This window comes from Brevundimonas sp. TSRC1-1 (genome assembly GCF_049898245.1).
GTDB classification, from domain to species: domain Bacteria; phylum Pseudomonadota; class Alphaproteobacteria; order Caulobacterales; family Caulobacteraceae; genus Brevundimonas; species Brevundimonas mediterranea_A.
The window spans coordinates 490,990-504,998 of the sequence record NZ_JAFCXI010000002.1; the positions used below are offsets into that span (position 1 = coordinate 490,990).

The following is a 14,009-nucleotide window of genomic DNA, read 5'->3' on the forward strand; positions in this document are numbered from 1 at the left end:
GGTAAAATTGTCTCTGAGCCATTGCTTGGACGCACTTCGGACCCCGCGAGAACACAACGCCGGGGCGCTGGTATGTACCCCCGAACGAGAATTTAGCCGGCCATCACCTGCATTCCCAACCACTCCGCGATCAGGGCGGGCTTGTTGTCGCCTTCAATCTCGACCGTGATTTCATGCTTCAACAACCAGCGCCCTGCGCCCCTGTCTTCGGCCGACAGGAGCCGGAACCGCCCCCGGACCCTGGACCCCGCCCGCACCGGAGCCAGGAATCTGAGCCGGTCAAATCCGTAATTGATTCCCATCACCGCACCCTCAAGCGGCGCAACGGCGTCATAGCTCATCGCCGACGCCAGGCTGAGGGTCAGGAAACCGTGGGCGATGGTTCCGCCGAACGGCGTCGCCTGGGCGGCCTCGGGATCCACATGGATGAACTGCCGATCCTCGGTGCAATCGGCGAAGGCGTCGATCCTGGCCTGGCTGACCTCGAACCACCTCGAGACCCCCACCTGCTGGCCGACCAAACTCTGGAGTTCGCTCGTCGTCATCACTGTCTTCGCCATGAGGTTCCTTCCCGACTTTCCTGTTTGAGCGACGGTGACCGAGACAATGCCGGAAGGAAAGACCTACTCCTCGAAACGGCCTTCCAAGATCTCACCATAAAGCACCGCGTCAACATTGCCGCCGGACAGGACGATGCCTGTGGTTCGCCCTTTCGTGTGGGACTTGCCGGAGAGCAAGGCCGCCAGGGAGACCGCTCCGCCGGGCTCGACGACCAGCTTCAGGTGACGGAAGGCGAACCGCACCGCCTCGGCCACCTCCGCATCCGACACCGTGAGCGCACCCGCCAGCCGCCGATTGATCGGCCAAGTCAGTACGCCCGGCATCGGGGACATCAGGGCGTCGCAGATCGACGGCGGGCCCTGCGGATGACCAACCCGCTCCCCCGCCGCCAGAGACCGCGCGGTGTCGTCATAGGCCTCGGGCTCCACCACGATCACCTTCGTCTGCGGACTGCGTTCGGCCATGACCAGATTGATCCCGGCCATCAGCCCGCCGCCGGAGGCGCCGCACAACAGCTGGTCCATCGGCGCATCCGCCTGGTCCAACATCTCCAGCGCCACCGTGCCCTGGCCCTCGATAATGAAGGGATCGTCGAACGGCGGGACCAGAACAGACCCCCGCTCGGCTGCTATCGCGGCGCCGATGGCCTCTCGGCTCTCGGTCCAGCGATCATAGAGCCGCACCTCTCCGCCGAATCCGATCACCCCCTCGACCTTCACCCGGGGCGAGTCGGACGGCATGACGATGATCGCCGACGTCCCGACCAAGGCGGCGGCGGCGGCCACGCCCTGGGCGTGATTGCCGGAAGAAAAGGCGACGACGCCCCGCGCCTTCTCCTCGGCGTTCAGTCGGCTGATACGGTTGTAGGCCCCGCGAAACTTGAACGCCCCTGCCCGCTGCAGGTTCTCGGCCTTCATCAGCACCCGCCCGCCGACCACGGCGTTCAGTGCGGGACTTTCGATCAGCGGCGTGCGGACAGCGACGCCGTCGATCTGGCGGGCGGCGTCAAGGACGCCTTCAAAGCTGGGCAGGTGCGTCGTCATATGCTCCCCTTAGCCCAGGGTACGAGCGCCGCGTAAGGCGCCGATATGGAGAGAAACCGCTTGAGCCTGATCCTCGCCATCGACCAGGGCACGACCTCGACCCGCGCCATCGCCTTCGAAATCCGCGGCGGGGGCCTGCGCCCCGTGGCCGTCAGTCAGATCGAACTGGCCCAGCATTTCCCACAGTCCGGATGGGTCGAGCATGATGCGTCCGAGATCTGGTCCGCCGTGCTCCAGACCTGTCGCGAAGTGGTGCAGAAGGCGGGCGGCGTCGATCGGTTCGCCGCCTTGGGCCTCACCAACCAGCGCGAGACGGCGGTGATGTGGGACGCAGGGACCGGCGCGCCCCTGCACCGCGCCATCGTCTGGCAGGACCGGCGCACCGCCCCCGTCACTGCGCGACTGACCGCAGAAGGCCACGAGCCCGCCGTCCAGGCTGCGACCGGCCTGATCCTGGATCCCTATTTTTCGGCGACGAAGTTCGCCTGGCTGCTGGACTCGGTGCCGGGGGCGCGCGATCGGGCGATGCGCGGCGAGGTCAAGCTGGGCACGATCGACTCCTGGTTGATCTGGAAACTGACGGGCGGCCGGATCCACGCCACCGACGCCTCCAACGCCGCCCGCACCGCCCTGATGGACCTGAAGACGGTCGAATGGCGCGACGATCTGTGCGCCCTGTTCGCCGTGCCCCGCGCCGCCCTGCCCGCCATCGTTCCTTGCGCGGGGGTGATTGGTGAGACGGAGCCCGGCCTGTTCGGCCGCGCCCTGCCCCTCGCCGGATCCGCGGGAGACCAGCAGGCGGCCCTGGTCGGGCATGGCGCCCTGCACCCCGGAGACGCCAAGATCACCTATGGCACCGGGGCCTTCCTGGTCGCCAATGTCGGGCCGGAACCCGTCGCCTCGACCCGTCGTCTGCTGGGCACACTGGGCTATCAGGCCGCAGGCCAGACCGCCTATGCGCTGGAGGGTTCGATCTTTTCGGCCGGCTCGGCCATTCAGTGGCTGCGCGACGGGGTGAAGCTGATCTCGGAATCCCGCCAGTCCGAAGCCATGGCGCAGGGCCTGGCCGATAACGGCGGCGTCTATATGGTGCCCGGTTTCACCGGCCTGGGCGCGCCCTGGTGGGAGCCCGAGGCGCGCGGCGCCGTGGTGGGGCTGACGCGGGATTCCGGCCCGGCCCATTTCGTCCGCGCGGCGCTGGAGGCCCTGGCCTATCAGACCCGCGACCTGCTGGACGCCCTGGCCCAGGACGGCGCCCCGCCGCTGAAGACGCTGAAGGTCGACGGCGGCGTCACCGCCAACAGTTTCGCCATGCAGTTCGTCGCCGACATCTGCGAGGTCGAGGTCGAACGCCCGGCCTTCCAGGAAATGACCGCCCTGGGCGCCGCCCGCCTCGCCGCCCTCGGCGTCGGACTTCTGCCCGATCTGCAGGCCCGCACGACCGAGGCCCCGGCCCACTGGACGCCCCGCATGAAACCGGCCGAGCGCGACCGCCTGCTTTCCGGCTGGCGCCGCGCCGTAAAGGCCGCCATCATCGCCGCGCCGGACCGCGCATAAGACGGGGCCGGTGCAGGAAACAACAGGCCGCCCATGACCGACGCTACAATAGACGCCCAGACGGCTTTTTCCGGCACACGTGAGGTCGATCCCCGCTATCGGCTTGACGAGGAGGCTCTGGACGCCTGGATGGCCGTCCATGTCGCTGGCTACGTCGGTCCGCTGACGATGCGCCAGTTCAAGGGCGGCCAGTCGAACCCGACCTATGAGCTGACCACGCCCGGCGCCGCCTATGTGTTGCGCCGCAAGCCGCCCGGCGTCCTGCTGCCCAGCGCCCATGCGGTGGACCGCGAATTCCAGGTCATCTCAGCCCTCGCCGCCCAGGGATTTCCAGTGGCCCGGCCGCACGCCCTGTGCATGGACGAGACCGTCATCGGCTCGATCTTCTATGTGATGGACAAGGTCGAGGGGCGTATCTTCTGGGACCTGAAGCTGCCCGGCCTGACGCCGACGGAACGGCGCGCCGTCTATGAGGCCCAGACAGACGCCCTGGCCCGGCTGCACGCCTTCGATCCCGACGCCATCGGCCTGACGGACTATGGCAAGGCCGGCAACTATTTCGCCCGCCAGGTCGGCCGCTGGACCAAACAGTATCGCGCTTCCGAGATCGAGCCGATCCCGTCCATGGATCGGCTGATCGCCTTCCTGCCGGACAGTCTGCCGCCCGAGAGCCCCAGCCGCATCGTCCATGGCGACTTCAGGCTGGACAATCTGATCCTGGCTCCGGATGCGGCCGAGGTCCGGGCCGTGCTGGACTGGGAGCTGTCGACCCTGGGCGATCCAATGGCCGACTTCTCCTATCTGCTGATCGCCTGGGCCATTCCGGCGTCCCTGCGCAACGGCCTGGCCGGCGCCGACCTGGAGGCTCTGGGGATTCCCTCCGTCGAGGAAACAGTCGAACGCTATGCGGCGGCGACCGGGATGCGGCCCGCCAATCTGGACTGGCTGTACGCCTATAATCTGTTCCGGCTGGCGGCCATCTGCCAGGGCATCGCCGGCCGCGTCCGCGATGGCACAGCGGCCAGCGCCCACGCCCGCACCATGGCCGCCCAGGTCGGGCCGCTCAGTGACGCGGCCTGGGGCTTTGCGAAGAAGGCGGGCGCCTAGCCCCCCCTGGCCTGCCCCTGCCGGCCCCTGCAGCTCTATCCGCCCCTGAGCCTCACGCGCCGAACGACCGGTTGCCGGCGACAGGCCCAAACTCCGTCAGCGCGTCCTGCCCGACGTCCCAGTAGGCGCGGTTCAATTTCTGACGGCGGCGCCCAGGATGCGGCGATCCGTCTTGCCCTGGATCATCACCACCACGGCGTCTCCGCCATGCGTCTGGGGCAGATCAAACAGGATGGGGCGGCCGCGCCAGTCGCCGAGATTCACGATATCCCGCACCACATTGACGTGACGTACGGTCTGCCCCCGGTTCTCGCCACGGCTGACCTCGACCATTTGGGGGCCGGGCGTATAGGTGACGGCCAGCACCTCCGCGCCGCCCGACGGCGGGCGGCCCGAACCGATCCCGACCTGATCGCCGGTCTCGCGGAATTCGATCTCGGGCGGCCAGATACGGCGGCTCGCCTCCTCCACGATGGCGTGTTCCAGCTCCAGTCCACGCGCGCCGGACACCTGGCGGCGGCCGTCGATCACCACCTGGGGCGTGGACACGCCGCGTTGGCGCAAAGCGGCGCGATAGGCGCGCTGGCGCTGCACGAACTCGGGCCGGGCGAAGGTGTCGGTCCAACCCAGATAGTCCCAGTAGTCGACGCCATAGGTCAGGGCGATGACCCCCGGCTCGCCCGCCGCGCGCTCGACCACCGCATTCGCCTCGACACAACCGCCGCAGCCCTGGGCGGTAAACAGTTCGACCACCACCGGCGAGCCGGCCGTGGCGGCCGCGCGCACGGGCTTGCCCCGCGCCCCGACAGGCTGGGCGACCGACCCGACGGACAACAGAACGCCCGTCATGACCGTCGCTGCGATGATCCAGACCCTGTTTCTCATGGCGACGTTCTTTAGCCCGCGCAGATGCGGCCGGGAGTCATAAGTGCGTGACCCGCAGCACCAGGCCTCAATCCATCAGCTGTTGCGACAGATAGACATAGTGACGGGCCCAGCGCCGCGCATTGGCCACCGGATCGGCGTCGTTGGAGTGACCGCCGGCCGTATCCTCGTAATAGAGATGGTCGTGGCCCTGATCCCCCAGGCGAGCGGCGAACTTGCGGGCGTGACCGGGGTGGACCCGGTCGTCACGGGTGTTGGTGGTCAGATAGACGCGCGGATAGGTCACGTCCGGCCGCAGCTGCTGATAGGCGGAATATCGGGCGATCCACTCGGCTTCTTCGGGGATGCGCGGGTCGCCGTATTCGCCGATCCACGAGGCGCCGGCCGGCAGCTCGTGATAACGCAGCATGTCGACCAGCGGGCTCTCGATCACCGCTGCGTTGAACAGTTCCGGATGCTGGGTGATCGACACGCTGGTCAGAACACCCCCGTTTGACCGGCCATAGATGCCCAGGCGGCGCGGGCTGGTGACGCCCCGCTGTTCCAGATCGCGCGCCACGGCGGCGAAGTCGTCGAAGGCGCGCTGGCGGTTTCCGTCCAGGGCCGCCTGGTGCCAGTCGGGACCGAACTCGCCGCCGCCACGGATATTAGCCTGGACGAAGACCCCGCCCCGCTCCAGCCACAGCTTGCCCATCTCGGGCTTGTAGGCCGGGTTCAGGCTGACCTGGAAACCGCCGTAACCCAGCATGATGGTCGGGTTCGACCCGTCCAGCTTCATGTCGCGCGGACGGGTGATGAAATAGGGGATCCTGGTCCCGTCGGTCGAGGTCGCCTCGTACTGCTCGGTCACATGGGTCGAGGCGTCGAACTTGGCCGGGGCGGACTTCAGCGGGGTCAGGGTCGCTGCATCCGCATCAGCAAGGCTGAGGGTCGGCGGAACGAGGAAGCCCTGGGTCGAGACGAAAACCTCGCCCCGCGACTTGGACGAGTCGCCTAATCCAACGGCCAGGTTTTCGGGCACGGCGACGGACCGCTCGTGCCAGGGGAACTCGCCTTGAGGCGTGAATATCGAGAGGCGACCGCTGACATTGTCGTTTATGGCGACGACGATCCGATCAGAAAGCACCCTGACATCGGCGATGGCTTGCCGTGGGGTTGGAACGAAGACCTGTGCCGCCTGATGACTCGGTCCCGCCCGAGAACCGTCAGGCCGGTCATGTAAGCTGTCCAATGGCATCGCCATCAGGGCTCCGGCAGGCCCGCCGCCATATCCGAGAAGATCCCGGCCAAAGACCTCTTCGGGCGTGAAGACCAACATGCCGTCGAGCATGCCGTAGATGCTTACCCGTTCGGGAATTCGGAGCTTGTAGGTTCGCTCCCCCACCAGCCGCCAAGTCTCCGACCGGAAGGTGTCCAGCGGGCGGGTGATGATGACGGCTGTGACCTTACCGTCCTTGTCGCGATAGACGGCGGGGCTGACGCCATAGCCGCCGTCGCCCTGTTCGCCGCGATAGACCTCGACCGCCTGAGCCAGGGTCTGGCCGCGCTTCAACGTCTTGACGATGAAGGGATAGCCGGACTCGGTCATTGTTCCGGAGCCAAAGTCGGTGGCGACCAGGAGCGTGTCGCGGTCCAGCCATTCGATGCGGTGCTTGCCCTCTGACAGGTTGAAACCACCGTCCACGAACTGTTTCGTCGTCAGGTCGAACTCCCGCACCACCACCGCGTCCTTGCCGCCGTCGGACAGGCTGATCAGGCAACGGGTCTCATCGGGCGCCAGGCAGTCGGCGCCCTTGAACACCCAGTCCTTGCCCTCGGCCTTGGACAGGGCGTCGATGTCGAGCAGGGTCTCCCACTGCGGCGTCGCGGTGCGGTAGCTATCCAGCGTCGTCCGCCGCCAGACGCCCTTGGGATTGGCCGCGTCCTGCCAGAAATTGCCGATCCCGTCGCCGAGGAAGGACGGGCCGGGGATGCGGTCGGTGGCGGTCAGGATGGCCTGGGCCTCGGCGCGGAAGGTTTCATAGCGCGGGTCGCCGGTCAGGGCGGCCAGGGACTTGCGGTTCTCCTCGGCGACGAAGGCCATGGCCTCGGCCCCGTCCACCTGCTCCAGCGCCAGATGATCGTCCGCTGCGGCGACGCCCGCAGGGGTCAGGTCGCGCGGGAAGTGGGGCGGGGACGTCTCCGAAGCGACGGTCATGGGGGAGAAATACTCTTCCATGTTCCGATTGCTCGCGCAGGCGCCGAGCAGAAGCGCCGGAATGGCGGCGGACAGGATCAGGTGACGCATGGCTCAAACTCTCCGCTCATCCCCGCGAAAGCCGGGACCCAGACCTTTGGGCGTTCGGCGTCGCCCGTTCGTGCTGAACTCGATCCCAGCCGCCGAACCTTGCGAAAGCACTGGGTCCCGGCTTTCGCCGGGATGAGCGGAAAGAAAAGCCCTTATTCCTGCGCCGGCGTGTCCATCAGCCGCCGCGACAGATAGGTGTATTCCAGCGCCAACCGACGCGCCGTCTCTTGCAGGTTCGCCCCCGCCGCATGGCCGCCATCGGTGTTCTCGTAGAACAGCACCGGATAGCCCAGCTCCTCCAGACGCGCCGCCGCCTTGCGGGCGTGGCCCGGATGGACCCGGTCGTCCTTGGTCGAGGTGTGGATGAAGACCTCCGGATAGGGCTGGCCGGCCCGCAGGTTCTGATAGGGCGAATAGGCCTGGATCCAGGCGCGTTCTTCCGGAACGTCCGGATCGCCGTACTCCCCGATCCAGCTGGCGCCGGCCAAGAGCTTGTGGAAGCGCAGCATGTCGAACAGGGGCACCTGGATGACCGCCGCGTTGATCAGATCCGGCCGTTGGGTCAGCATCGCCCCCATGAACAGGCCGCCTTGAGAGCCCCCCATGATCCCGAGCTTCGGCTGGCTGGTGATATCGCGCGCGATCAGGTCGAGCGCCACGGCCTGGAAGTCTTCATGCGCCCGCTGGCGGTTCTGCTGCAGGGCCGCCTCGTGCCAGCGGGGACCGAACTCGCCGCCGCCGCGCGTATTGGCGATGACATAGACCCCGCCCCGCTCCAGCCACAGCTTGCCGACCGTCGCCGAATAGCCGGGCAGCAGCGAGCTTTCGAACCCGCCGTAGCCGTACAGCAGCGTGGGGTTGGAGCCGTCCAGCGGCATGTCCGCCTTATGGACCACGAAATAGGGGATCATCGTCCCGTCGGCCGAGCGGGCCTCGTGCTGGTCCACCGTCATGCCGGTAGCGTCGAACTTGGCCGGCATCGACTTGACCTGATCGACCGCTCCGGTCGCCGCATCGGCCAGCCACAGGCTGGACGGGTTCAGATAGCCGGTGACGCTGACGAAGACCTTGTCGTCCACCTCAGACGCCGAGCCGACGCCGACCGAGACGTTCTGCGGCAGGCCCAGGGTCGAATAGGTCCACTCGCTGTCGCCCGGCCGATAGACCCGCACCGAACCGCGCACATTGTCGTACAGGGCGACGACCAGGGTGTTGCGCGTGGCGTTGACCCCCTCGACGGCCTGACGCTCGGTCGGGCGCAGCACCAGGACGGCGGGCGTGGCCGGGTCTTCCAGCCAGGCGTCCAGCGGCCAGGCGATCAGGTCGCCGCTCTTGAAGTCCTGGCCCGACGGCGCGGTCCAGTCCTGCTTCAGCGACACGACCAGTTTGCCCGAGACCAGACCCGTGATGTCCGACTTGGCCGGCAGGGCCAGTTTCACCACCGCCCCGTCGTCGGTCACGCGATAGGTCTCGGACGAATAGAAGTCGATCGAGCGGTTGATCAGGGTCGCCTTCAGCACCCCGTCGGCGTCGCGCAGCGTATAGCCGGACACCGAGACGTCGGTCGGCTCGCCCATGAACAGGACGTCGGCCTGATCCAGCGACTGACCGCGCATCATCCGCTTCACTATCATCGGATAGCCGGAGTTGGTCAGGGTGCCGACGCCGAAATCGCGCGAGATCAGCAGGGTGTCCTTGTTCAGCCAGGTCGCGCCGCCCTTGGACTCCGGCAGGAAGAAGCCACCCTCGACGAAGCTGCGGGTCACGCTGTCGAACTCGCGCAGGGTCACGGCGTCCTTGCCGCCGTTCGACAGGCTGATCAGGCAGTAGCGTTCTTCGGGGGCCAGGCAGGTCGAACCCTTGTAGACCCAGTTGGCGCTTTCGGCCTCGGCCAGGGCGTCGATGTCGAGCACCGTCTCCCACTGGGGCTCGGCGGTCTTGTAGGAGTCCAGCGTCGTGCGTCGCCAGACGCCGCGCACATGCTGGGCGTCCTGCCAGAAGTTGTCGATATGGCCGTCGTGGGTGAAGCCCGGAGCCGGGATCCGGTCGCGCGCCTGAACGATGGCGAGCGCCTGCTGGTGCAAGGGCTCATAGCGGGGGTCGCCCTGCAGCACGCCCAGCGAATGGGCGTTGTGTTCCTTGACCCAGGCCATGGCCCGCTCGCCCTCGACGTCTTCCAGCCAGACATAGGGGTCGCTCGCCTCGCTGGTTGCGAAGGCGGGAGCGGAGGGGGCGGTCTGGGCCATGGATACCGACGTCATACTGGTGGAGGCGAGAAGGGCCGCGAGCACGGCGGCGGATGAGCGGATCATGGACAGTCCCCGGAATTGAAGACGGGCACCTTAACGGCGGCCCGCCCTGCGGCAAGGCGACGAATCCGCCCTTACGGTTTTGTCATCTTTGTCTCAGCCCTCGTCGGGGATGCAGATCAGATTTCCGCAGGCCTTGCAGTGGACGGCGTCCGGGTCGTGGGTCTGAAGGCCGCATCGGTCGCAAGGGAAACGAACCTTGTGCGGCTTGATCAGGGCCTGGGCCAGACGCAGGAACAGGGTGATCCCGACCAGCATGATGGCGATGGACAACAGCTTGCCCAGCGGCCCCGGCAGGGTGACGTCGCCGAACCCGGTCGTCGTCAGGGTCGCCACGGTGAAATAGAGGGCGTCGATATAGCCGCTGATCCCGTCATGCCCCCGGAAGGTCGCATAGACGAAGCCGGTCACGACGAAGACGAAGGTGACCAGACCCGAAAGCGCGCGCACGATCCCCTCGACCCGGGTGTCGTCGAACCGCGCGCCGACCGTCCGCCAGAAGAAGTCGGAGTTCAGCAGGGTCCACAGCCGCAGCATCCGCAGGAAGCCGAGGTTGAACAGCCAGGCCGGGAACAGCAGGGTCGCCAGAATAAACAGGTCCAGCCAGACGATCGGCCGTTTCAGCCAGTCCTTGATGTCGGAATAGGCATAGGCCCGCGCCGCCAGATCGACCGCCAGCAGGGCGGCGATCAGATAGTCGAGCACATAGAAGGCCCAACCCATGTTCTTCAGGATCGGCGCCGCAAGGAAGAAGGCGATGATGGCGAAGTCGATGACGATGACCGTCAACCGGAACTTCACCGCCGCCGGCTGGCCGCCGTGATACAGGTATCGCAGCCGCGCGCGTAGCCTCAGGCCGTCCTTGGGGTCGGTTTCGCTCTGGGACACAGTGGTTTCCGGACGACGGGGATAGGCCTATATGGCCTGCATGACCCGTCCTTTCATCAAGATGAACGGCGCCGGCAATGACTTCATCGTCATCGACGCGCTGGAAACGCCGTTTCGTCCGACCGAGGACCAGATCCGCGCCCTGGCCGACCGCGCCACGGGCGAGGGTTTCGACCAGCTGATCGCCATCGAACCGTCCGAGACCGCCGACGCCTTCATGCGGGTGTGGAACGCCGACGGCTCCATGGTGGAGACCTGCGGCAACGCCCTGCGCTGCGTCGGCTGGCTGCTGATGGAGGCCGGCGGCGGCGACAGGGTCACGATCGACACCGCAGCCGGCCCCACCACCGCCACGCGCGCGGGCGACCGCCGGGTCACGGTGGACATGGGCCGCCCGCGCCTCGACTGGACTCAGGTGCCCCTGGCCGAAGAGATGGACACGCGCGGCATCGAGCTTCAGGTCGGCCCCATCGACGCCCCGCTGCTGCACACGCCCGGCGCCCTCTCCATGGGCAATCCCCACGTCGTCTTCTTCACCGACCGCCAGGACGACGGCTTCGTCACCGGCTCGGGCTCGCTGGTCGAACACCACCCGCTGTTTCCTGAAGGCGTGAATGTCGGTTTCGCCCATGTCCTTGACCGCGACCATATCCGTCTGCGCGTCTGGGAACGGGGCGCCGGCCTGACCAAGGCCTGCGGCACCGGCGCCTGCGCGGCCCAAGTCGCGGCGGCCCGGCGCGGCCTGACGGATCGCAAGGCCACCGTCGTCGTCGATGGCGGCGAATTGGTCATCGACTGGGACGCGGCGACCGACCATGTCCTGATGACCGGCCCGGTCGAGATCGAACGCACGGGCGCCCTGTCCTTCTAGACGGCGCATCCGGTTGACGCTGACGCAAACGGAAACTTGCGGCCCGGTCTGTGACCCTTCCGGGGCGTCAAGGCTTGGCGCAGCCCTTCCCACGCTCTAGGACACGAACGGTTACAGCCCCGCTGACGACCTGGACGCCCCCGATGCCCGATCAAACCGAAAAACAGACCTTCTCCGACCAGGAGGCGCTGGACTTCCACCTCTTCCCGACCCCGGGCAAGATCTCGATGGCCCCGACCAAGCCGATGGCGACCCAGCGGGACCTGTCGCTGGCCTATTCGCCGGGCGTGGCCGTGCCGGTCCTGGCCATCGCCGCCGATGCGGACAAGGCCTACGAATACACCTCCAAGGGCAATCTGGTCGCCGTCATCTCCAACGGCACCGCCATCCTGGGCCTGGGCAACCTGGGCCACATGGCCTCCAAGCCGGTGATGGAGGGCAAGTCGGTCCTGTTCAAACGCTTCGCCGACGTCGACAGCTTCGACGTCGAGGTCAAGACCACCGATCCCGACGAATTCATCACCGTCGTCAAGAACATCGGCGACACCTGGGGCGGCATCAATCTGGAGGACATCAAGTCCCCCGAGTGCTTCGTCATCGAGAGCGAGCTTCAGGACCTGCTGGACATCCCCGTCTTCCATGACGACCAGCACGGCACGGCCATCATCTCGACCGCCGGCCTGATCAACGCCTGCCACGTCGCCGGAAAACGGCTGGACGAGGTCAAGGTGGTTCTGTCGGGCGCGGGCGCGGCCGGCCTGTCCTCGATCGCCCTGATGAAGGCCGCCGGGGTCAAGGCCGAGAACACCGTCATCTGCGATCGGGACGGCGTCGTCTATCAGGGCCGCGAACACGGCATGGACCAGTGGAAGGCCGCCCACGCCACCGACACCCCCCTGCGCACCATGGCCGAGGCCATGGTCGGGGCCGATGTCGTCCTGGGCCTGTCGGCCAAGGGCGCGATCACCAAGGAGATGGTGGCTTCCATGGCCCCCAATCCGATCATCTTCGCCATGGCCAACCCCGATCCCGAGATCACGCCGGAAGACGTCAAGTCAGTCCGGTCCGACGCCATCATCGCCACCGGCCGCTCGGACTATGTGAACCAGGTCAACAACGTCCTGGCCTTCCCCTATCTGTTCCGGGGCGCCCTGGATGTGCGCGCCCGTCGGGTGAACCATGAGATGAAGGTCGCCTGCGCCCAGGCCCTGGCGGCCCTGGCCCGCGAGGATGTGCCCGACGAGGTGGCCGCCGCCTATCGTGGCCGCAAGCTGAAGTTCGGCCCCGACTATATCATCCCCACCCCGTTCGACCCGCGCCTGATCTGGTACATCCCGCCCTTCATCGCCCAGGCGGCGATGGATACCGGCGTGGCCCGCGTCCAGATCGAGGACATGGACGTCTATCGCAACGCCCTGCGCTCGCGCGTCGATCCGTCCGCCGCCCTGATGCAGAAGATCAACTCGGCGGTGCGCGGCGGACCGAACAAGCGCGTCGTTTTCGCCGAGGGTGAAGAACTGGCGGTCATCCGCGCCGCCTGGGGCTTCAAACAGGCCGATCTGGGCACGCCCATCCTGGTCGGCCGCGAGGATCTGATCCGTCAGAACGCCGCCGAGGCCGGTCTGAATTTCGACGACCTGGGCATTGAGATCACGAACGCCCGCGTCTCCGAACACAATGTCGAGGACACCGACTGGCTGTACGAAAAGCTGCAGCGCCGGGGCTATCTGCGCCGCGACGTCGCGCGGATGATCAACCAGGACCGCAACTATTTCGCCGCCACCCTGGTGGCCAAGGGTCGGGCCGACGCCATGGTCGCGGGCGTGACCCGCAACTTCAACATGGCCCTGAAGGAGGTCCAGCGCGTGCTGGACGTCGAGGACACCCTGATCGGCCTGTCGATCTTGCTGGCCAAGGGCCGCACCCTGTTCGTGGCCGACACCACCATCCACGAATTGCCGGACGCCGCCGAACTGGCCGACATCGCCGTCAAGGCGGCCGAGACCGTGCGCAGGCTGGGCCGCAATCCGCGCGTCGCCTTCCTCAGCTATTCGACCTTCGGCAATCCGCCCGGCGACCGCGCCGAAAAGGTGCGCGAGGCCATCCGCATCCTGGACAAGAAGGGCGTCGATTTCGAATACGAGGGCGAAATGCCGCCGGAGGTGGCGCTGGATCCCAAGGGCCACCCGGCCTACGCCTTCAACCGCCTGACCAAGCCTGCCAACGTCCTGGTCATGCCGGCCATTCATTCCGCCGCCATCTCGACCAAACTGGTCCAGGCCCTGGGCGGCGCCACGGTGATCGGCCCCCTGCTGGTCGGGCTGGAGAAGCCGGTGCAGATCGTCTCCCTGGGCGCCTCGGTCAGCGAGATCATCACCGCCGCCACCTTCGCCGCCTATGACGCCGGTCCCGCCTTCCAGGGATCGGGCCTGACCTCGGCGCCGCGGCCGCCCGCAGCGGCGGTCGAGAAGACCACCACTGCGGTGCCCCCCACCGTCTGA

At 67.2% G+C, this 14,009-nt stretch carries 10 protein-coding genes; 4 read left to right on the forward strand and 6 right to left on the reverse strand.

Going from position 1 to position 14,009, the window contains the following annotated elements; translation table 11 throughout:
• Positions 1–92: 92 nt before the first annotated feature.
• Positions 93–560: a MaoC family dehydratase gene (locus ACP7CK_RS08380; protein WP_426025712.1), complete on the reverse strand. Its 468-nt coding sequence runs from the start codon at positions 558–560 to the stop codon at positions 93–95.
• A 63-nt stretch (positions 561–623) separates the two neighbouring features.
• Positions 624–1,604: a threonine ammonia-lyase gene (locus tag ACP7CK_RS08385; protein WP_426025713.1), complete on the reverse strand. Its 981-nt coding sequence runs from the start codon at positions 1,602–1,604 to the stop codon at positions 624–626.
• A 45-nt stretch (positions 1,605–1,649) separates the two neighbouring features.
• Here ACP7CK_RS08385 and glpK point away from each other — a divergent pair, with 45 nt between their 5' ends.
• Both glpK and ACP7CK_RS08395 read left to right on the forward strand, forming a co-directional pair.
• Positions 1,650–3,161 carry a glycerol kinase GlpK gene (glpK, locus tag ACP7CK_RS08390; protein WP_426025714.1) on the forward strand — a complete coding sequence of 504 codons (1,512 nt, stop codon included), beginning with the start codon at positions 1,650–1,652 and terminating at the stop codon, positions 3,159–3,161.
• A 33-nt stretch (positions 3,162–3,194) separates the two neighbouring features.
• The gene (locus ACP7CK_RS08395; RefSeq protein ID WP_426025715.1) at positions 3,195–4,268 is read left to right on the forward strand and encodes a phosphotransferase; all 1,074 of its coding nucleotides are present in this window, start codon (positions 3,195–3,197) and stop codon (positions 4,266–4,268) included.
• Positions 4,269–4,400: 132 nt separating this feature from the next.
• Here the strand turns inward: ACP7CK_RS08395 and ACP7CK_RS08400 are convergent, their stop codons facing one another.
• The 4 genes from ACP7CK_RS08400 to ACP7CK_RS08415 all read right to left on the reverse strand — a co-directional run bounded on the left by ACP7CK_RS08400 (position 4,401) and on the right by ACP7CK_RS08415 (position 10,637).
• On the reverse strand, positions 4,401–5,153 hold the full coding sequence (locus ACP7CK_RS08400; RefSeq protein WP_008261898.1) for a DUF1223 domain-containing protein: 753 nt from the start codon (positions 5,151–5,153) through the stop codon (positions 4,401–4,403).
• Positions 5,154–5,220: 67 nt separating this feature from the next.
• Positions 5,221–7,440 (reverse strand): prolyl oligopeptidase family serine peptidase, encoded by a 2,220-nt coding sequence (locus tag ACP7CK_RS08405; protein ID WP_426025716.1) that lies wholly within the window; start codon positions 7,438–7,440, stop codon positions 5,221–5,223.
• Between the two features lie 152 nt (positions 7,441–7,592).
• On the reverse strand, positions 7,593–9,752 hold the full coding sequence (locus ACP7CK_RS08410; RefSeq protein ID WP_426025717.1) for a prolyl oligopeptidase family serine peptidase: 2,160 nt from the start codon (positions 9,750–9,752) through the stop codon (positions 7,593–7,595).
• A gap of 93 nt (positions 9,753–9,845) precedes the next feature.
• Positions 9,846–10,637, reverse strand: coding sequence for a potassium channel family protein (locus tag ACP7CK_RS08415; protein WP_008261921.1), 792 nt, complete (start codon positions 10,635–10,637; stop codon positions 9,846–9,848).
• Positions 10,638–10,677: 40 nt separating this feature from the next.
• Between ACP7CK_RS08415 and dapF the strand changes: the two genes are divergently transcribed.
• Both dapF and ACP7CK_RS08425 read left to right on the forward strand, forming a co-directional pair.
• Entirely contained in the window at positions 10,678–11,508 is an 831-nt protein-coding gene (dapF, locus tag ACP7CK_RS08420; RefSeq protein WP_426025718.1) for a diaminopimelate epimerase, read from the forward strand.
• A 143-nt stretch (positions 11,509–11,651) separates the two neighbouring features.
• Positions 11,652–14,009 carry an NADP-dependent malic enzyme gene (locus tag ACP7CK_RS08425; RefSeq protein WP_008262109.1) on the forward strand — a complete coding sequence of 786 codons (2,358 nt, stop codon included), beginning with the start codon at positions 11,652–11,654 and terminating at the stop codon, positions 14,007–14,009.